Below are 19,725 nucleotides of genomic sequence, written 5' to 3'. Positions count from 1 at the left end.
TTTTTTGTTCAAGCGATTGTCTTTTTAATTAAATTTTCCCACAATTCACAAGCTTCCTTCCAACTTCCTTCAGGCAGCTGATTATGATAGAGATACTGTTCATATTTTGAGGTCAAACGTGTCATTTCATTCGTTGAAAAGAATGAGTCAACATAACGGGCATAATTCCTTAATGTTTGATTTTCCTTCCGGGTAATTCCGTATCTCTCAAGCTGTTTTAATAAAATTAAGTAGGCATAACCAATATTTTCATCCTTTTTCCTAAAACGGAATTTTAGGAGCAAGAGATATGGATACCATTTTCCGCGAATTCGATAAAGAATCCCTGAAACTCCTAAAACAACCAACAGAATGAGCACCAGCGGCTTCCAATGATTTTTAAAAAATACATTGATGTTCTTTAGAAAGCCCTTTTGGTCTGTGTTTCCAGAACTCTTCACATTTTCCTTTTCATCCAGCGGTTTCTTTACTGGTTTCATTGCAGGTACTTCCGTTCTTAAGGTACCGCTTGAGCTAGTTGAGCCAACTAAATAGCTGATTGAAACATCATTTGAAAAACCCTTCGTCGGTTCAAACGGAACCCATCCTTGGTTTGGTAAGAAAACCTCTACCCATGAATGGGCATTATTATTGGTAATTTCGTAAATCTGTTTAGAAGGATCCTGCTTGCTATATTGCAAAAATTCTCCGCCCGTGTACCCTTTTACCCAGCGTGTTGGAATTCCTAACGTCCGCATCATCACTGCCATAGAGGTTGAAAAATTATCGCAATAGCCTTTTTTCGTCTCAAACAAAAATTGGTCGACATAATCATCATCCATCCCTGGAATAGCGACATCCTTTTGTTCATAGGTGTATTCCATCCGACTAAAATATTTCTCCACCGCTTTTGCCTTGTCAAACCAATTGGTTTCCTTCGAGGTAATCTTCTTGGCTAATTGTGTAACCCTTTGTGGAAGCTCCTCAGGCAGCTGTGTATATTTTTTGTACAAAATAGGGTCCATCACTTTAGGGTCAAACTTCTTTGTTTTCCTTAATTCAATTGCCCGATATTTCGGAATGTCAAAAACAATTGTATAAAGATTCGGTATAATCGGTTTATCATAACTAGTAACCGCAACAATTCGTTCCATTGTTGTATCGATATTAAACGAAATTCCGCCCCCAAGATTAGGATAGAAATTTAAGATTTTCCTAATTCCTGCAGGATAGATCACATGAGGGTATTGGTAATCCTGAACCGGGAATACTCTCGCCTGTTCCTTCTCCGTTTGTACAGTCTTACCCAATGGATATACGGGTACAAAATCCCCTTCGCTAAATGGAATGATTTCAGATCCTGGTGATAACACCCAGCCCTTTCCGGTATAAGTATCCTTGGTCTCCACTTTCCAATAATTCTTCCCATTTGCTTCAATGCGAAAAACAGTTTTATTATCGCCCAAAAAAGGGCCCCCAAGTTGGGCATCATTCGTTCCATAGCCAATCCTTTGGATTCCCCCACTTTTATCATCATTGTGGTATTTCTTGTCTCCTTTTAAATACGGAACAGGGTCAGGCCAGATTGGAGCAGCCTTTGGTGCAGCAATCCCAACAAGGACACTAAAGGCAATCATCCCGGCAAGGGGTATCATCCATTTTCTTGGCGTAGCATATTTTTTATTGATTTTTTCTTTTGCAAGCATCCGGTAAAAGGTGAGCATTCCCATTATAGTAAAACCGACCACAACCGTTCGAACGATCGCTGTATTTGCACTGTAGGGTGTAAAGGTATCCAAAACGGTAATGTAGATTAACGTCATGAAGAAAAAGATAAAAATTCTTTGACGTTTTAACAGCCAATAGTGGAGTAAATACACCATTAACCACAATAGAATAAAAAATAAGAAAGAACGGAATTCATCCGATAAGTTATTCCAATTTCTTGCAAAAAGGAAGGCAGTGTTATTTTTCAAATCAGCCAAAAACGCAGTCAGCCAGCCCAGGTGCAAAAAGCCTTCCTGGTAATAAAGTCGATTGATTGAAAAAAACACATAGAATACTTTTATCAAAAACGACAAGATCCATTTTATTCGATAAAATGACATCACAATTGATAATAGTAAGAACACTATAAAGATCCAAATATGGCTCGTATCGGTTAATTGTTCAATTGGCCGAAGCCACTCCCACAAAAGGAAAAAACCCAATGCATATAATAAAAGTGTTGAAATGTCCCGATTTTTCAACGGAAACTCACCTCCGAGAAAGCTTGGCTGAAGTCCCCTTCATGAATCATAATAATTCGAACCCCGCGAGCATTTGCAATCGCGATGAGCGACCGTTCATTTTCAGTTGGCGATTCTTTTTCAGCTTTGATAAGAAAAATGGTGGTTGAGCCCTTTCTTCGACCAAGAAAGCTTGCCTTTTCAATAAGTGGTTTGTTCAATTTTGCGGTTACCACCATAAATGATAGCGATTGCTGAATAAATACCCCATCCATTTCTAACACTTTTTCCAAAGTAGAAACGCTTTTGGCTTCAATTTTTGCGAGGTGATAAAAAAGCTGTTGGAGATGCTGCTCTCCCCCACGAATGGGAAAAGAGGCTCTTTCCTGACTAATTGTTAACAGACCCGTTTGCGCTCCTTTTTTTAAAACTGCCCTTAAAAGTGAAGCAGTAAAGGAAACCATCGCTTCAAAGCGTGGGTCCGGCACACAATCCATAACAACAAACACATCATGCGATTGCCGTTGCTCAAATTCCTTTGTCATGATTTCATTCCGTTTGGCGGATGCCTTCCAGTTAATCCAGGAAAACCGGTCCCCCGGCTGGTAGTCCCTTACTCCAATTGCCATGGATGTATCGCGCTGTACCCGCTCCCTTGAAGCAGTCATCCCCTGATCATAGTGGTTTTCAAACGGACGGTACAGGAGCTCTGAATAGGCAGGGTAAACGATGATTTTATTTTCAACTGTAAAGACCTTTTCCTTCTCGATTAAACCAAGCGGATCGCCGATTCTTACTTTAATCGATTGAAAAAGATGCTCACCTCTCGGCAGTACATCAATGATATATTCATAGGAAAGCTCTTTTTTCATACCAGCAATGAGGAGTGCGTTTTTTAATGGGGAAAATTTTTCTCTTAGTTGGTCGGCAGCCATCAGGTAGAACAACGGAAAAGATGATCCCCTTCGGAGGGTGATTTTAACCTTTAATGGTTCACCTGCATTGTAATCAGATTTTGGAATTTCTCTAATTACTGTCATGTCCTTCAGGGAATAAAAGGATAAGGCTAAGCAATAGAAACCAAAGGGCAAAAAGCTGTAAAATAAAAACCAGCTGACAAATTCTCCTTGAAACATTGCGTAAGAAAAGGTTAAGAGACTCAAGAAAAATAAAACCGTAAACTTCCAAACCTTTTTTAAAAAAGTGGCTATTTTCTTCATTTATTTCACAAGCCTTTGAACCGGAACTGGAACTCTTCCAACGATCCCGCTAATAACTTCTTCTGCGGAAATCCCTTCGAATTTGGCTTCAGATTTTAAAATAATCCGATGGGATAGGACGAATGGGGCTAAATATTGAATATCATCAGGAAGAACAAAGTCACGCCCGTACATAAAGGCATACGCTTGAGCAACTTTCATTAAGGCGATTGATCCCCTTGGACTTGCCCCCAGATAAACACTGCCATGGCCCCTTGTTCGACTGACCACTTCGACAATATACCGCTTCATCGTATCATCGATAAACACCTCTTTAATTTCCTGTTGCAATAAAAGCAGACCTGCGAGGTCAATTACCGATTCTAGTTCATCAATCGGCGGAACTTTTTGGGCCCGGTTTAATACCTCTATTTCCTCCCCCAAGTCGGGATAGCCCATTTTCATTTTTAGTAAAAAGCGGTCAAGCTGTGCCTCCGGGAGCGGGTAGGTCCCTTCATATTCAATTGGATTCTGTGTTGCCATCACAAAAAACGGCTTTTCGAGCCTATGGGTAACACCATCAATCGTTATACTTGCTTCCTCCATCCCTTCCAAAAGGGCAGATTGGGTTTTCGGTGATGTCCGGTTAATTTCATCTGCAAGGATAATATTTCCCATTAAGGGACCAGGACGGAATTGAAATTCCATTTCTTTTGGATTGTAAATCGAGATTCCCGTAACATCTGACGGTAATAAATCAGGGGTGAATTGTATTCTGCGGAACTTTGCGTCTACAGATTTGGCAAGCGCCCGCACCATCATCGTCTTCCCGACACCTGGTACATCTTCTAAAAGGACATGACCTCCAGCTAGTAGGGAAACAAGGCTAAGTTCTGCGACGCTTCGCTTTCCGATCATCACTTTTTCAATATTCGCAAGTATTCTTTCAATGGTTGGATTCATATTTTCAAGGGACATTTTAAATCCTCCTCTTTCTTACATACACCAAATGATTGCATCATCCATATTTATTCTATAAATTCTGAATAAATCCTGTAAAAACTTACAAATAATGCAAAAAAGCCGCTTACAAGGAAGCAGCTTTGCTTGATTATTATTTATCTACCGGAACAACTGGTAGTATTAGCTTGGAAGGATATTGTTCATTATGAAAAATGGTTTGCTTGGCAGTTCTTGTCTGTTTGCTCTCAACCAATGAATTTCCTGTATTTGGATTTGGCAAATAATGCGGAGAGCTGCTTGAAGAAATTTCAAGCGTGATTCGATGCCCTTGGAGAAATACATTGCTTGTAGCCCAAAGATCGATTTCATACTCCACCACTTCACCCGTCAATTCTTTTTCGGGCTGAAAGCCATTCCGGTATTTTGCGTTAACAATTCCCTCCGTTAAAATTAAAGCCTTTCCATCGGGAGCCGTATCGACGAGTTTAGCAGTAAAATCCGTATCCTTTGCATCAGTGGAAGCCCACAGTTTCACCTTTACCTGGCCTGTCACTTCTATTGCTTCAGTTAATGGCTCAGTTGAATAAACAAGCACATCTTCTCGTTCTTCTATTTCACGTTGATCAAACGGCCCCATTGTCAGCGGACCGGCAAATAGAGTACTTCCACCTTTTGTTGGTACAGGGTTTTTTGGGTCGTATAAATAGGAATCAAAGGCTTCATCCACAGGGCACATCAGCGAAAGCTCTCCATCACCATTTTTCGTATTGGCTTTTCCGCTACTATGCAAATAGAAATTGGTATATTGGGTTCGTGCAAGCGGCCATTCCCATTCGTCCCGCCATTCATTGATGCCCATGACAAAAATTCTAACCGGCGGTTCTGCTTCCAAACCAATATCGATTCCCTTTAACCAATGATTAAACCAGCGAATATGGAGGTCTGTGATATTCCCACCTAAATCTATCCAATCACCCGAAGCGTGCACACCGAAGGAGCATTCGCCTTGAATAGAAGCAAAATATCCATGCCCCCACGGTCCGACAATCAGTTTTTGGTGTTTTCCCGTTTTGGTCATCTCTGAGTAATTGGTTAAGGTCGGGCCAATAAAGCAATCATACCAGCCACCTAAATGATAGGCTGGAATCTGCAAGTCTTCATACTTATCGATAATACTAGATTCCTTCCAATAATCATCATCTTCAATCGGGTGTTCCAACTCTTCGAAAAAAAATTCAGCAACCTTAAGTTCCTTTAAGGGCAACCATTGATTCACCGGGGCAAACTGGTATAGTTCGTCCAATTTATTAAGCTGATCAGCAAGACTTCTTAATGCATCTGCTCTTTTTTTTGGCTCTCCATACTTTCGCATAAGTAAATCAGGTGCAATGGATTCAAGCGTCCAAGTTTCCGTAAATCCCGGCTGGTAAACGCCGTTTCGGTAGGAAGCACCATTTCTTTGGTCATTCAACGTCATAGCAGGAAAAATAGCAGCTAAGTGTGGCGGCCTCTTTGTTGCTGCCATCAGCTGGGTATATCCATAATAGGACATGCCAAACATGCCAACCTTTCCAGTAGAAAATGGCAGAGATGCTGCCCATTCCACCGTATCATACCCATCATTCGCTTCCTGTCTAAAAGATTGGAATTCCCCTTCCGATTGAAACCGCCCTCTCACATCTTGAATAATCACTACAAAGCCATTCTCTACAAGGCGGTTTGTATCTAAGTAACGATGTGAATAATGAGGTAAATCCTTACTATACGGAAGCCTTGTTAACAGAACCGGAAAGGTCCCTTCCTCATTTGGACGATAAATATCTGCATAAAGGATTACACCATCTCTCATTTCACATGGAACATTTTTTTCAACTAGAATCTGAATTGGTTTCATTTTTAAAGACCTCATTTTCTTTCTAAATTCACCCTCAAAAAATACGATCCCATGAGTCACCAGACTCCATGGGATCACCACACCTTTCCTATAGGTTACTCACTTGGCTGATAGGCTCTTCCTGGATAGCAGCAACTTTTTTGGTAAATAGGCTGACAGCAAGCATAACAACCGTATTGACTAAAATCGCAACGACCCCGATGTCTAAGTCCTGAATGAAGTGTGGCGCACTTGGAAACATCGTAGCCATTGTTGTGCCTTGAATCGTCTGGTAAGCGACAATTGCCACCCCAACAACCATTCCTATGGCAGCACCAACCTTACTGACCGGATTTTTCTTCATGAAACTAAAAGCAAGCGGCGGGAATAACTGTAGAACAAAGCTATATGCCATCGTCAGCAATGCAATCATCGTGTTGCCGCCATAGAAGGTAAAAAACAAAGAAATTAGAGCAAGGACCGGAACAAAAATTCGTGTTAATTTTGCAAGTTTTTGCTCTGATGTATTCGGTTTAAAGTGTTTATAAATATTTTTTGAAAGAAGCGTTGATGCCGTTAGGATTAGTAAGGAACACGGAATGAGAGCTGCAAGTAATCCGGCTGCTCCTATTACACCGATAAACCAAGGAGGCAGCGAGGCTTTAGCAATTTTGAACAAGGCTAAGTCCGAAGCTGTGCCTTCCAAATTAGGGATTTGCAATACCGCTGTAAATCCAATAAATAGAATAAAGACAAGAACGATTTGATACAAAGGTAAAATCGCCGTGTTTTTCCTTAAGGCTGCCTCACTTTTAGAAGATAAGCTGGCACCAAAGCAATGCGGCCACATATATTGACCTAATGCAATCGTCAAACAGATCGAGACATACCAAGAAATACTTAACCCTTTGTCAGGCATTAATAGGAATCCCGGTTTCGCTTTATCTAGTGTCTCAAACATCGGCTGGATTCCACCGTAGTAATGAAATGGCAAATAGAATCCTAAAAAGAGAATGACAGTAAGCATGAGAATATCCTTTAAGACAGCTGTCCATGCAGATCCGTGAATACCTGAGATATAAACGAAAATCGTCACCGCAATCAGGCCAATCCATACGGCGATCTTCGGAGGAATTGCTCCGTAAGAAGCTTCAGAAACGATAATTTGAAAGCCTTTTAATTGTAAAACAATATATGGGATCATCGAAATCACACCGATTATCGCAACAAGTAACCCTAAATTCTTACTCTGATATTTTTTAGCAAAGAAATCGGATTGAGTGATAAGATTGTGTTTTTTAGCGTAGCGCCAAATTGGAGGTAGGATCCAAAAAGGAATGACATAGGTTATGGCACAAAAAACATAAATCGTAGGACCTCCCATACGGTAGGCTCCTCCGCTTGCACCTAAGAAAATGAAGGTTGAAAACATTTCTCCAGCCATTAAAACAAACATAATGAGTGAACCAAAATTTCTCTCTGCAACGGCCCACTGTTCGAGCTTCATATCCCGCCCTTTTCTTGCTTTAATTCCAAGGTAAATAGCTAAGCATAATGTTAAACCAATAATAATAATGGAGCTGTTCATTTATTTTTGCTCCTTTCGATCATACATGATGTTACAGGCAATCAAACATACCGAAGTGAGAATTAGCCATAATGTTGACCAAAAAACAATAAACGGTAAGCCGAAAACATAAGGTTCAATTTTATTAACCACGGTTAATGATCCAATTGCAGGCAGGATGGTCAGAAAAGCAATCCATTTCTTCATAAGCAAATTCCTCTCCAATGTGAATTTCCAAGAAAGTGTCTATCTAAAAATCATGTAGGCGGTTTCAATAAAATGAATAATGAATTTTTTTTATAATCAGATAATTGGTGTTAAAAAAAGTCCCCCTTCTATATTCGAACAGAATTAGAAGGGGATGAATGTTACTTTATTTTAACTTCTCCCATAAAACAAGCAACCCTAATATAAATTAAGCCTTTAAAGAAACAATTGATTGAATAATCTCTACAGCTCTGTCACCAACTTCAGATGTTAAAGCTGTCCCCTTCATATCAGGTGTCAGCACTTCACCCTCAACAAGCAGCTCCTCAATGGCATCAATAACTAATTTTCCGTACTGTTCATAGCCTAAAAAGTCGAGCAGTTGGCTGGCGGACCAAATCGTTGCTAATGGATTGGCAAGACCTTTGCCGGCAATATCCGGAGCAGACCCATGAATCGGTTCAAACATCGATGGATACGTTCTTTCCGGATTGATATTCGCACCTGCTGCAAGTCCAATCCCCCCGGCCAATGCTGCACCCAAATCGGTTAATATATCGCCAAATAAATTAGAAGTAACAACGACCTCAAAGCGCTTCGGATCGTGAATCATTAACATCGCTGCCGCATCAACAAGATAGGACGCGGTTTTCACATCCGGATAATCTTTGCCTACTTCTTCAAAAACCTGGTCCCAGAAAACCATTGAATAGTTCAAAGCATTGCCCTTACTAATGCTCGTAAGCGATTTTCCTTCTTTTCTTGCGGTTTCAAACGCATAGCGGATGACGCGTTCTGTTCCTTTTCGGGAAAAGACACCGGTTTGCAGGACCACTTCGTTCTCTTGGCCTTTAAATAACCAATCTCCAGCTCCTGCATATTCACCCTCACTATTTTCGCGGATAAACAGCATGTCCACATCTTCCCGCTTCACGTCCTTCAATGGACATGTCGCACCTTTAATTAACTTAATCGGACGGATATTAATATATTGATCAAAGCCTTTTCTAATCCTTAAAAGTAAATCCCATAATGAAATATGATCAGGGACACCTGGATACCCGACAGCCCCAAGAAAAATTGCATCGTAGTTTTGTAATTTCTCAATTCCGTCGGCATCCATCATCACACCGTGCTTCGTGTAATACTCACAGCCCCACGGAAAATACGTATATTCAAATTGGAGAGAAGCGTCCAATTCAGCAATTTTATTTAAAACCTTAATTCCCTCCTGGAGAACTTCAGGGCCAATCCCATCTCCCGGGATCACGGCAATTTTATATATGCTCATTACTTATCGCCTCTGTTCCAAACAATTAATTTCATTTCAGTCATCTCTTCTACTGCATATTTGAGCCCTTCACGTCCGGTACCGCTCTCTTTTACACCGCCGTATGGCATGTTATCTACCCGGAAGGTTGGGATATCATTGATCATTACAGCCCCTACTTCAAGAGCTTCACTAGCAAATAGCGCATGATCAATATTTTTCGTATAAACACCAGCTTGCAGCCCGTATCTGGAATTATTTACGTAGCCAATCGCTTCTTCTACCGATTTCACTTTATTAACAATCACGACTGGAGCAAATACCTCTTGGCAAGAGACTTTTAACAGCGGATCAACATTCGTAATTACGGTTGGCTCTAAAATACCATCTTTTAGTTTTCCACCGGCTAAAACCACTGCGTCGTTTTGTTTAGCTTCTTCAATCCAGCTTAGTGCCCGCTCTGTTTCTTTTTTCGAAATTAACGAAGAAATATAGGTTTCTGGATCTAGTGGATTTCCTACCTTTAATTGCTTCGCCGCTTCCACAAATTTTTCAACAAATTGATCATATACCTCTTCATGGGCGTAGACGCGCTGAAGGGAGATACATACCTGGCCTTGATTTGAAAAGGCCCCCAAGATGCAGCGGTCAATGACCTGATCAATATTCGTATCTTTATCTAAAATGACTGCAGCATTTGATCCAAGTTCCAAAGTGGTTTTCTTCAAACCAGCTTTATTGCGAATGCCAATTCCGACCGCTGGACTTCCTGTAAAGGTAATCATTTGTACACGGTCATCTTTTATAATCGCCTCACCAACTACTGAACCTGACCCTGTCACGACATTCAATACTCCGTCTGGTAAACCGGCTTCTTTGAAAAGCTCTGCGATGTATAGAGCAGATAAAGGAGTTTGTGATGCAGGCTTCAATACGATAGAATTTCCCGAAGCAATCGCTGGACCCACCTTATGGGCCACTAGATTCATAGGAAAGTTAAACGGTGTAATAGCCCCGATCACGCCAATTGGTTTACGAACGGTATAACCAATTCTTCCGACCCCGCCTGGTGCAGCATCAAAGGGAATGGTTTCTCCATGAATTCTTTTCGCTTCTTCTGCGGCAAACTTATATGTTTCAATTGTTCTGGTAACTTCGCCTTTTGCAAAAGAAATAGGTTTTGCTGATTCAATAGCGATCACTTCTGCCGCTTCGTCCGCTCTTTCTTTTAATAATTCTACCACTTTTTCCAGAATAGCTGACCGCTCAAATGCTGCCATTTTTGAGATTACTAGAAACGCTTCCTGTGCTGCCTTGATGGCCTCTTTTGTTAAGTGCTCATCCGCCATGGCGATGTCAGCGATTACTTCATCAGAATAAGGAGAATAGAGCGGTGCATAGTTGTCAGCCTCTACATCTCGACCATTAATAAATAAGTGCTTCTTTTCTACAACTTTTACATTTGTCATCGTCCTAACGCCTCCAATACCATTTCGTGAAATTGAACAATTGCCTTTTCTGATTGGGAATATACTCCTTGGTTAAAGGCACGGGAACGGAATCCAATTTGCTCTAATTCTACTAAGTCAACATCTTCCTGTCTTACTTGTTCCGCAAATGTAACCAAATCTTTTTCTTCTTGTGTTAGGTTTTCATCTCTAAAGTAGTAAGTATAAACTGCTAAAGTATTTTCATGATCAATTGGAATCATTTGAATCGTTGCCATATTTGCTGGTCCTGGATAAATGGTTACCATCAAGTTTGGCCATAACCAATAGAACTCTCCACCCTGCATTTCAGCTTCATTCAAATCCGTTGTTCCCATTGTTTTATCCGGCTTAATCATTGATCCTTGAACGGAGTAGTTTTGGCATGTAACAATTTGGTAGTTTTTCATATCCAAAGTGGCAACAAAGCTTGGGTGGGCAACATGGCAATGGTCACACTCTAAATAGTTATCAATGAACGCCTTCCAGTTCGCTTTGATTACACGTGTTTTTTGATTGATTCTTTTTAACTCTCCTAGGAATGGAAACTTGCTTAAGCGGTCAAAGAAATCACCGTATGTTTCTTGTAAAGTTTTTGCGTTATCATCAAGGTTAACGAATATTAATGACTCCAAAATTTCCATTCTTACAGATCTTAAGCAGCGGTCGCTGACACAATGGGCATCTTCTCCGGTAAAGTTAGGAGCTTTATTCAATTCTCCATTTAAACGGAATGTCCAGCCATGGTAGCCACATTGAAGAATCTTCTTTTGTCCCGATTCATTTTTTTCTAGCTTTGTGGCACGGTGTGGACAAACATTATAAAAAGCGCGAATGACCTCGTCCATCCCACGAGTAACAATAATCGGCTCACCTGCAACATCAGTAGTAAAAAATTGCCCTGGTTTTTCTAACTGGCTCACATGGCCGACCAACTGCCATGATTTAGCAAATACATCATTCATTTCTTGTTCTAGCACTTTTGGGTCTGTATATAAATCATAGGATAATGTTCTTTCAAACGTTCGATTTGCTTTGTTTTGTACTTCATTATAAGTTGCCATTTTAATTTTCCTCCTCTAATCATTCATCATTTTTTTAATAAAATTATGTTTCTAAGAAATATTTCAGGCTGTTTGAAGGCCCTCTCTCCCTTCAAAATCAATTTTTAAAATGAGTCATTTTCAATTCACCTTTGAAATCCCAAAATACAACATGACAATAGTAATAATTAAGCGTTTACAAGATAATGAAAATTTTGTTTAATTAATTCAATGAGATTTCTCATCCATGTCTAACGACACTCACTATTAATTAATGCAAGTAACGTGCCAAAACTATAAATAGTTGAATTACCTTGAAAACTGTCAATTTTCTTTCGAAATTTGTTCAAACTTTGTTCAAAACCGAGTTGTTTTCAACTCATTTGAATTATAATCAACTCATCTTGTAATGGAGGAATCTTGAATGGTTTCTGAAACACAAAGTCCGTTCGAAATCACTGTTGATACACTCAAAAAAATACTTGATTATTCATCTGATGAAATCTTCGTGATAGATGCACAACAACGAATCATTTTCGTTAATAGTGCCTGCGAAAGACATTACGGGTTAAAACCTGATGATGTTGTGGGGAAATATAACATTGAATTATTTGAAAAAGGATACTGGAAACCTTCAATCGTCCCTTCAGTATTTAAGGAAAAGAGAACCGTTAGTATGAAACAGACAACCTATTTAGGAGCGGAGTTACTAACCACAGCCGTCCCTATATTAAATGATCAAAATGAAATTGAATTCGTTGTGACGACATCTCAAGCGCTGCAAAACTATAAAACTATTAAAACGGAAAAAGAAGAAGTAATACCTTCCGGCAATCCTAACAGTGCTACCCCCATCACCAATTGTGAAAAAATGAAAGATATTTTAAAGGTGTGTGAAAAAATCGCTAAGGTCGATTCAACGATTTTAGTTCAAGGTGAATCGGGTACTGGTAAGGGGGTACTGGCTCATTACATCCATAACATCAGCAAACGAAGTGACAAAACCTTCTTAAAAATAAACTGTGCTGCTTTGCCAGAGGATTTACTTGAATCGGAGCTTTTCGGATATACCCAAGGGGCCTTTACTGGGGCAAGTAAGTACGGAAAAAAAGGCTTGCTTGAAATTGCAGATAAAGGCACATTATTCCTCGATGAAATCGGCGAAATGCCTTTGTCCCTCCAAGCTAAGCTTCTCCAAGTCATTCAGGAAAAACAGTTCCTGCCAATTGGCGGACAGGAAATGAAAGAAGTAGATGTCCGGATTATCGCCGCAACTAACCGTGATTTAATTGACATGGTGCATAAAAACCAGTTTCGCGAGGACTTATTTTACCGCCTAAATATTATTGATATCCAGCTTCCACCGCTAAGGGAACGAAGAGAAGATATTATTCCGTTAACCTATAATTTCTTATATAAATTTAATAAAAAATACGAAATGAATAAAATCATCTCGCAGGAATGCTTGGACCTATTTTTTTTGTATTCCTGGCCAGGTAATATCCGCCAGCTTGAAAATGTGATGGAGAGATTGGTAGTCACCAGTGATTCCATCATCCATACAAGCGAACTACCTGATTTAATCTTAAAAAACATAAAACCCCACACGCAGCATATCCTGCCTGACAATCTTGATGATGCGATTGAGCATGTGAAGAAAACGCTTGTTGTACAATCCTATAAAAAACATAAAAGCTCAAGAAGAGTGGCTAAAGATTTAAATATCAGCCAAACGAGGGCTGTGAAGCTGATTAGTCAGTATTGCGGGGATGAGATTTTATAATGAATGAATTCAAGTAAAGATGTAAAACCAATCCGGTTTTATATCTTTTTTATTTCATCTTCAGTAAAACAAAAGGAAGTCCTCCGTAAGAGACCTTCCCAACTAGTCTACTGCTTTATCGCGAAACAACTTCTCTTCCGTTTCCATTTAACTCATCCAAGGCAGGTATCCCCTCCCAATCCCCCTTAAATTGAGTAGCCAGCACCCCTAGAACATTAGCACACATGAGAGCTTTTTCATTACATCGGGCAATGAAACTGACTTTCTTTTCCCTCCCTCTTAAAACCAGATAAATTTTAATCCTTCAACCTAAAATCAGCTCTTTAAAATGTTCGATTATTTGTAACACCATTTATAGGTAGGAGATGGCATAATCAAATACAGATAAGTCTAAAGGGAAATTTAGGAGGCGGTTTTAGTTGTTAAAGTTTATCGTTTTTGTAGTTTTAATCCCGATTACAATTTTTCTGTTGAGTGCTTTTATTAACGGGTTGTTTGAGTTAAATCATGAAGAAAAAGAGAACAGAAAAAGGATCCTTAGAGAAGGGCTTGAAGGGTATCTTGATCGGACGTTTGGATATGGAACCGCTAAAATTTTTAAATCAATCCTCGATGCTGAGGGGCTATTAAGCTATGTGATTTATTTGCCTCATTATGATTGGTTTAAATCTACAAAATACCAATGGTTTGAAATTTCTCTTTCTGATAAGGGCTATACTCATAGTGAAATTAAGGCGTAACCAATTATCTTCACACCCCTAAAAAGGGGTGTTTTTTTATTTGTACCATACAAAAAGTGATGTAGAATAAGGTGAGCATCATTATCGAATTCTATACCAAATTGGATTACAAAAAAGATGTGAAATCACTATTGGTTTCACATCTTTTTATTTAACAGGTATAGTAAATTATTTGATGCACTCTCATCAGGTGTTGTATGTGATTTCATGCGAATCTCGTAAGAGCTGAAGACTTTTCCGTATAGATAGGCAAAACTCAATTGTAAACCGGAAGCAATATAAAAAGGCAGGGACAGTGAACCTAGTCCAAAAAGATAGCCGGAAATATACGGTCCAACCGACATAGGCAGCCTCATGGAAAAGACATTGATGCTTGAAGCGAAGCCTCGGCGCATGTCACGAGTCAAACTTACACTTAACGCTTGCTGTGCTCCTTGTGTACCTCGGTTTAAAGCTGTTCGAATTATATACAAAACTGAGACAAGAGCATAGGAAGAGAGTAAGGGCATTAGGATCAGCATTAGGCTGGCTAAAAAACGAATCAAAACAATAGATCGGATGGTCCCGTGTTTGTGGGATAATCTTGCTTGTAAAATCGAGGTCATACCCGTCACAAAAAAGGTGATGGCCAATGTTCCGCCAATTTGTGAACTGCTTGCCCCGAATTTGGCCGCAAACCAATAGGACATCATCGGCCCTGTCAGTCCGATGGCAATCCCATTAAGGATGTTAATAGCAGCCAATTTCATGACTGCTGAATTTTCTTCGTGTAAGATCTTCTTTTCTTGATTCCCGGACTTTTCCATTATGTAACCTTGTTGTCTCTTAACCTTCTCTTCTCGAATGGTTAAAATGATAGAAGCCGTAATCAGCGATAGAATGAAGATAAAGATAAATAAAAGCCGATAAGAAGATCCTCCTAGCAGGATATTTTTCCATAAAGCTGTGGTCCCCGCTAGCGCTGCACCCGCCGTCATTCCGAAAAAGCTGAGCGCATTATTTAGACTGTATAATCTCCCACGCTCCGTTTTTGGTATAAATGCCGCCAGCCAGGCCTGCTCCGCTGGGGCACACGGACTTGGGGAACCGGCATCCGCTTTTCCAAAACCAGAAAAAGTGATTGCCATAAATAACAAGATAGTGTTTGTAGATAATACCCCAATCAACGCACATCCGGCAGTTATTAGTTCAGAAACAAGGATAAACGGTTTTCTCCCCCATCGATCACTATAGATACCTATGACTGGGGCTAGTCCAACACCAAGTAACCCTCCGGCAGCAAGCACACTTCCAATTGCCGCGGTGCCCCATCCCAGCGCATCAAGATATAAAGCCAGCTCAACCACCATCATGCCTTGTCCAATGCTTCTTAATGCGTTAACTAGCATAAGTTTTCTTGCTGACGGATGGATTTGCCCGAATGCCGTATCCATTTGCTTATTAAACTTAAACATCACTCTTACCACTTCTTTTCTATTAGGGTGGTTCTACTCAAAAGGGTTCCAAAACATATTGTTATTTATTCACAACAACAATTACCATTTTCATTAAATTTCCAACTCCTGATTATTCCCCAAATTCATCCTAATTTCGTTTACCCACCGGTTTTGGTTCTTTACCCACCGCTTTAAAGAGTTTACATTCCGGTTTCCCCTTTTTACCCACTAATTTTCGCCCTTTACCCTCCACTCCTCATTTGAGCTACTAAAAATCAGGAAAAATTTAATATTCCATATTTCGTAAACAAAAAAAGTGCCAAAGGTTATGTATCAGCTCCCTTTAGCACCAACTTTACATTCATTTATTTTTGTATTTGTCATTTTGATAGAGGATTATTCAAAATATGTCTCCGATAAATTATTGGTGATGACTGTATCATGGTGTTGCTATTGGCACCCTTTATAGCTTTCTCAATCAGATCATGTTTCGGCGCCCATTGGCAGACTGGATCGGTTGCATTAGCATCTCCGGTTAAAGCAAAAGCCTGGCACCGGCAGCCGCCACCGTCTTGGTGCCGCAAATCACATGAACGACAAGGTTCCGGCATCCATGCTTCACCGCGGAAATGGTTAAAGGCCCCTGATTTATACCATATTTGCCCTAGGGACGACTCTCGAACATTCTCAAAGGATAAGCTTTCTATCATTCCGGCAGTTGGACAAGGAAGAACATCCCCATTCGGAGCCACCGTAAGACCAATCGCACCCCATCCTCCCATACAAGGCTTCGGTGCTGAAGCGTAATAATCTGGAATAACCCAAATGATTTCCATTTTTCTATCAAGACGTGCTTTAGCAGCTTCATAGATTTCACTGGCACGCTCAATCTGATCCCAGCTCGGCATCAGCCTCTCCCGATTGAGCAAAGCCCAGTTATAATACTGAGTATTCGCTAGCTCCAGACGCTCAGCTCCCATTTCCTCCGCTAGCTTAATAATTTCATTCAAATGATCAAGATTCATCCGGTGTAACACAACATTTAATGATAAATGCAACTTTGCTTCTTTTATCGCAATGGCCGCTTCCTTTTTCCTCTCAAAGGCTTTATATCCACCAATGAAGTCCGAAAGCTTCGCTTCCCCTGCCTGGAAGCTTACCTGCACATTTTCAATTCCAGCAGCTTTGAGCCGAGCGGCTTTTTCAGTTGTCAAACCTATGCCGCTTGTAATGAGATTAGTGTACATCTCTAATGAATTTGCATGTTGGATCAAGATCTCCAAGTCATTACGCAGGAGTGGTTCACCACCAGAAAAGTGAACCTCTACCACTCCTAAATCGGCAGCCTCTGACAAGACACGGCACCAATCTTGGGTCGTAAGCTCCATTGTCTCCGCGGCCATTTTTAATGGGTTTGAACAATAGGGGCAATGCAACGGACAGCGATGGGTCAACTCCGCGAGAAGTGAAAACGGTGGTCCAACCCCATTATTGTTCTTGGTAATCGACTGTTCCATGTTTATGGATCACCACCCATCCTTGATCCTCCATCTCCCGAAGAAATTCGGAAATGTCTTCTTTCATCTCATTTAAATCGGGTAAAGCATCTGTACTCATTTCTTCTGATCCTGCCTGTAATGAACTCCTTAAAGCCTCAGCAATGGTGTGCACCGATCGACTCCCGTCACATAGCGTAAGGATCGATGCAGCGGTTTCGTTTAGGACCACAACTCTTTCCGGTAACAAGAGGAGTTGCTTCTCTCTCACTTTATCAAACTTTAATCGCGCCTTTGCTGCGAGCTTTGGAATGCTGCTAGTTAAAATTGGCTCCACCACCAATCTTTTAATCTAGAAATATCAGTCACCCATTAGAGGGATATGCCTTTTCAATAGCATCAAGCTGTGCCCACAACACATCACACTTGAATTTTAAGGCCTCGACTGCGCGCTTTTGCTCTTCAGGAGATTGACAATAAGTCAAAACAAGCTTAAGGGCGCAATCTGAATCGCGAGGTGCTTGCGTTAAGCGATTTTGAAAATACTCAAAACCTTTACTGTCAATCCATGGATACAAACGATCAAGTATCTTCATCCGCTTCGAAATGAGATCAGGTGAAAACAATTCGGTTAACGAGGAGGCAACCGCTTCAATCCAAGGTTTTGTCCGTGCGAAGTTCACATAGGCGTCAACGGCGAAACGTACGCCCGGTACAACATGGTCCTCGCGCTCTATTTCCTCCCTGACAACCCTACAGCTTCTCCAAGTCGAAGCCATGCTTCAATTCCGCCATCTTCTCCATCTGTACCATCATGATCAATAATTCGCTGAATCCATTCACGTCTTAACTCCCTTGACGGCAGTATCGACAGAATCGCTGCATCTTTTACTGGAACTGATTTCTGATAATAATATCGGTTGGCCACCCAGCCGCGAATTTGTTCCCGGCGTAAATTTCCTTGATGCATCGCCAAATGAAAAGGATGTTTGTCATGATAAAAAGAACGTCCCACATCCTTTAAACGCTCTGTGAATTCATCCTTTGTCCAAGGTGAATCCCCTTTTTGATACAGAATTTTTTTCTGGCTAATAAGTCCACCTTGTTCCGGCATCCTCACACCTCCACTTCCATTCCGTCATAGGCAATCTCAAAACCAAGTCGCTCCAATGTATGTCTTTCCTTGGAGTCCTTCTTCAAAATAGGGTTGCTATTATTAATGTGGATCAGAATTTTCCGTTCGGCTGGGAATGATCCTAGCCTTTCCGCGATCCCCCCGAACCACTAATAGGTAAATGCCCCATGTTTCTTGCGTCGCGTTTAGTCGCACCCATCTTCACCAATTCTTCTGCTGACCAAAAGGTGCCGTCGACCATTAAGATATCAGCTTTCCGCAGGCAAGCTTCTAAATCCGGAGTGATGTCTACTAATGTAGGGAAATAAGCAAGACATTTGCCGGAACTCTGATTATGAAGAACCAACCCAACTTCCCAAAGGTCTTCTGGCAGCTCATCCTTCAGATTTGACTGGGCATAAAGCGGTGGCTTTCTTGACACCGGGATTGTTTCTACGATTATCGTCCCTTCTCCAAAAGCTCCTACCCGTTGCCCGATATTTGGCTGAAGAGACTGCCATTCCCATGAGCAATAGTTTTTTAGCATTGGGAAAACCGGAAAAGCGGACTGCAAACACTTTCTAACAATCTCAGTTCCGTAAATGGTCAGAAAAGAGCCCTCTCGCAGTGACAACAGCCCAATTGTATGATCGAGTTCAGCATCTGTTAAAATTACACCAGCGAGAGAGGTCTCTCTTATTCCAGGGCCCGGATGCAGCACAGAGAATGATTCAATCTGTCTGTGAACATCCGGACCTGCATTAATGAGGTACCAATCCTTGTCATTGGCACTTACTGCAAGAGAAGACTGTAATAATGGTTGAAATTCATGGTTCTCTTCGCGAACACCGCGGCAGTTTGGACATGCACAGTTCCACTGCGGAAATCCCCCTCCTGCTGCTGTTCCTAAGACTCTAATTCTAATTTGCCTTCAGTCCTTTCGCTTGCGATTTGAGCATCTTTATTACCCATTTCCTTCCGTTTCCCCAATAACCTCCCAACTTGCCACCCAATCGCGATATTGGTCAGACCCATTAACGGAAATAAAATATAGTCCCCCACCGGGTCAGGAAGCAAGAGGTCGACAAACAGCCACCCGCCAGTTGTTGCACATCCAATCATCGCACCAATCAGTGATAGTAGGTAACGGCTCTTTCTCATTTGCATAACCTCCGTTGATTTTTTATAAACCGTTAATGAGAAATACAAAAGAGGCAAGCAGTGTTTATGCTACTTGCCGGTGTAGATATACATGGTCACTTCAGAAGCGGTATTAATTACTTTATATTCAGGCTTAACCCACATGTTATCCCCTCCTTTTCGTGAACTTCCAATGTTTA

The 19,725-nt window shown here is 40.9% G+C and carries 17 protein-coding genes and 1 pseudogene; 2 read left to right on the top strand and 16 right to left on the bottom strand.

The window, feature by feature from the left end:
- Nucleotides 1-8: 8 nt before the first annotated feature.
- From RCG21_RS04000 to RCG21_RS03960, 9 genes are all read right to left on the bottom strand, one after another.
- Nucleotides 9-2,228: a transglutaminase TgpA family protein gene (locus RCG21_RS04000; protein ID WP_133339609.1), complete on the bottom strand. Its 2,220-nt coding sequence runs from the start codon at nt 2,226-2,228 to the stop codon at nt 9-11.
- The gene (locus tag RCG21_RS03995) at nt 2,225-3,247 is read right to left on the bottom strand and encodes a DUF58 domain-containing protein (protein WP_308912886.1); all 1,023 of its coding nucleotides are present in this window, start codon (nt 3,245-3,247) and stop codon (nt 2,225-2,227) included. The genes RCG21_RS04000 and RCG21_RS03995 overlap by 4 nt, the downstream gene beginning before the upstream one ends.
- A 180-nt stretch (nt 3,248-3,427) precedes the next feature.
- A complete protein-coding gene (locus RCG21_RS03990) occupies nt 3,428-4,384 on the bottom strand; it encodes an AAA family ATPase (RefSeq protein ID WP_133339613.1) in 957 nt (318 codons plus the stop codon).
- A 136-nt stretch (nt 4,385-4,520) separates the two neighbouring features.
- Entirely contained in the window at nt 4,521-6,263 is a 1,743-nt protein-coding gene (locus RCG21_RS03985; protein ID WP_133339615.1) for a CocE/NonD family hydrolase, read from the bottom strand.
- A gap of 88 nt (nt 6,264-6,351) precedes the next feature.
- Nucleotides 6,352-7,830, bottom strand: coding sequence for a sodium:solute symporter family protein (locus RCG21_RS03980; protein WP_133339617.1), 1,479 nt, complete (start codon nt 7,828-7,830; stop codon nt 6,352-6,354).
- The gene (locus tag RCG21_RS03975; protein ID WP_133339619.1) at nt 7,831-8,016 is read right to left on the bottom strand and encodes a DUF3311 domain-containing protein; all 186 of its coding nucleotides are present in this window, start codon (nt 8,014-8,016) and stop codon (nt 7,831-7,833) included.
- Between the two features lie 208 nt (nt 8,017-8,224).
- Nucleotides 8,225-9,307 carry a tartrate dehydrogenase gene (locus RCG21_RS03970; protein WP_133339621.1) on the bottom strand — a complete coding sequence of 361 codons (1,083 nt, stop codon included), beginning with the start codon at nt 9,305-9,307 and terminating at the stop codon, nt 8,225-8,227.
- Complete coding sequence (locus tag RCG21_RS03965) at nt 9,307-10,755, bottom strand: aldehyde dehydrogenase family protein (RefSeq protein WP_133339623.1); 1,449 nt, start codon at nt 10,753-10,755, stop codon at nt 9,307-9,309. Before RCG21_RS03965 ends, RCG21_RS03970 begins: the two co-directional genes overlap by 1 nt.
- Nucleotides 10,752-11,837, bottom strand: a complete 1,086-nt coding sequence (locus RCG21_RS03960) for an aromatic ring-hydroxylating oxygenase subunit alpha (protein ID WP_133339625.1) — start codon at nt 11,835-11,837, stop codon at nt 10,752-10,754. The genes RCG21_RS03965 and RCG21_RS03960 overlap by 4 nt, the downstream gene beginning before the upstream one ends.
- Nucleotides 11,838-12,240: 403 nt before the next feature.
- Between RCG21_RS03960 and RCG21_RS03955 the strand changes: the two genes are divergently transcribed.
- Nucleotides 12,241-13,599 carry a sigma-54 interaction domain-containing protein gene (locus RCG21_RS03955; RefSeq protein WP_133339627.1) on the top strand — a complete coding sequence of 453 codons (1,359 nt, stop codon included), beginning with the start codon at nt 12,241-12,243 and terminating at the stop codon, nt 13,597-13,599.
- A gap of 419 nt (nt 13,600-14,018) precedes the next feature.
- Nucleotides 14,019-14,339 (top strand): hypothetical protein, encoded by a 321-nt coding sequence (locus tag RCG21_RS03950; protein ID WP_133339629.1) that lies wholly within the window; start codon nt 14,019-14,021, stop codon nt 14,337-14,339.
- 137 nt (nt 14,340-14,476) lie between these two features.
- On the opposite strand, the gene RCG21_RS03945 is transcribed toward RCG21_RS03950, so the two are convergent.
- The 7 genes and pseudogenes from RCG21_RS03945 to pqqA form a co-directional block, all read right to left on the bottom strand.
- A complete protein-coding gene (locus RCG21_RS03945) occupies nt 14,477-15,793 on the bottom strand; it encodes an MFS transporter (protein ID WP_133339631.1) in 1,317 nt (438 codons plus the stop codon).
- Nucleotides 15,794-16,155: 362 nt separating this feature from the next.
- The gene (gene pqqE / locus RCG21_RS03940; RefSeq protein ID WP_133339633.1) at nt 16,156-17,292 is read right to left on the bottom strand and encodes a pyrroloquinoline quinone biosynthesis protein PqqE; all 1,137 of its coding nucleotides are present in this window, start codon (nt 17,290-17,292) and stop codon (nt 16,156-16,158) included.
- Nucleotides 17,264-17,608, bottom strand: coding sequence for a pyrroloquinoline quinone biosynthesis peptide chaperone PqqD (gene pqqD, locus RCG21_RS03935; RefSeq protein ID WP_208025430.1), 345 nt, complete (start codon nt 17,606-17,608; stop codon nt 17,264-17,266). The genes pqqE and pqqD overlap by 29 nt, the downstream gene beginning before the upstream one ends.
- A 28-nt stretch (nt 17,609-17,636) precedes the next feature.
- Nucleotides 17,637-18,241 (bottom strand): annotated as a pseudogene (gene pqqC / locus RCG21_RS03930) (pyrroloquinoline-quinone synthase PqqC).
- Nucleotides 18,242-18,527: 286 nt separating this feature from the next.
- Complete coding sequence (gene pqqB, locus RCG21_RS03925; protein WP_443646225.1) at nt 18,528-19,304, bottom strand: pyrroloquinoline quinone biosynthesis protein PqqB; 777 nt, start codon at nt 19,302-19,304, stop codon at nt 18,528-18,530.
- A complete protein-coding gene (locus tag RCG21_RS03920; RefSeq protein WP_208025431.1) occupies nt 19,292-19,546 on the bottom strand; it encodes a hypothetical protein in 255 nt (84 codons plus the stop codon). Before RCG21_RS03920 ends, pqqB begins: the two co-directional genes overlap by 13 nt.
- A gap of 69 nt (nt 19,547-19,615) precedes the next feature.
- Nucleotides 19,616-19,690, bottom strand: coding sequence for a pyrroloquinoline quinone precursor peptide PqqA (gene pqqA, locus RCG21_RS33450; RefSeq protein WP_165976399.1), 75 nt, complete (start codon nt 19,688-19,690; stop codon nt 19,616-19,618).
- Between the last annotated feature and the right edge of the window lie 35 nt (nt 19,691-19,725).

This window comes from Bacillus salipaludis, from assembly GCF_030938565.1.
Lineage (GTDB): Bacteria > Bacillota > Bacilli > Bacillales > Cytobacillaceae > Neobacillus > Neobacillus salipaludis_A.
The sequence above is the reverse complement of the archived record's forward strand: the minus strand, read 5'-3'. Positions and strand labels throughout refer to the sequence as shown.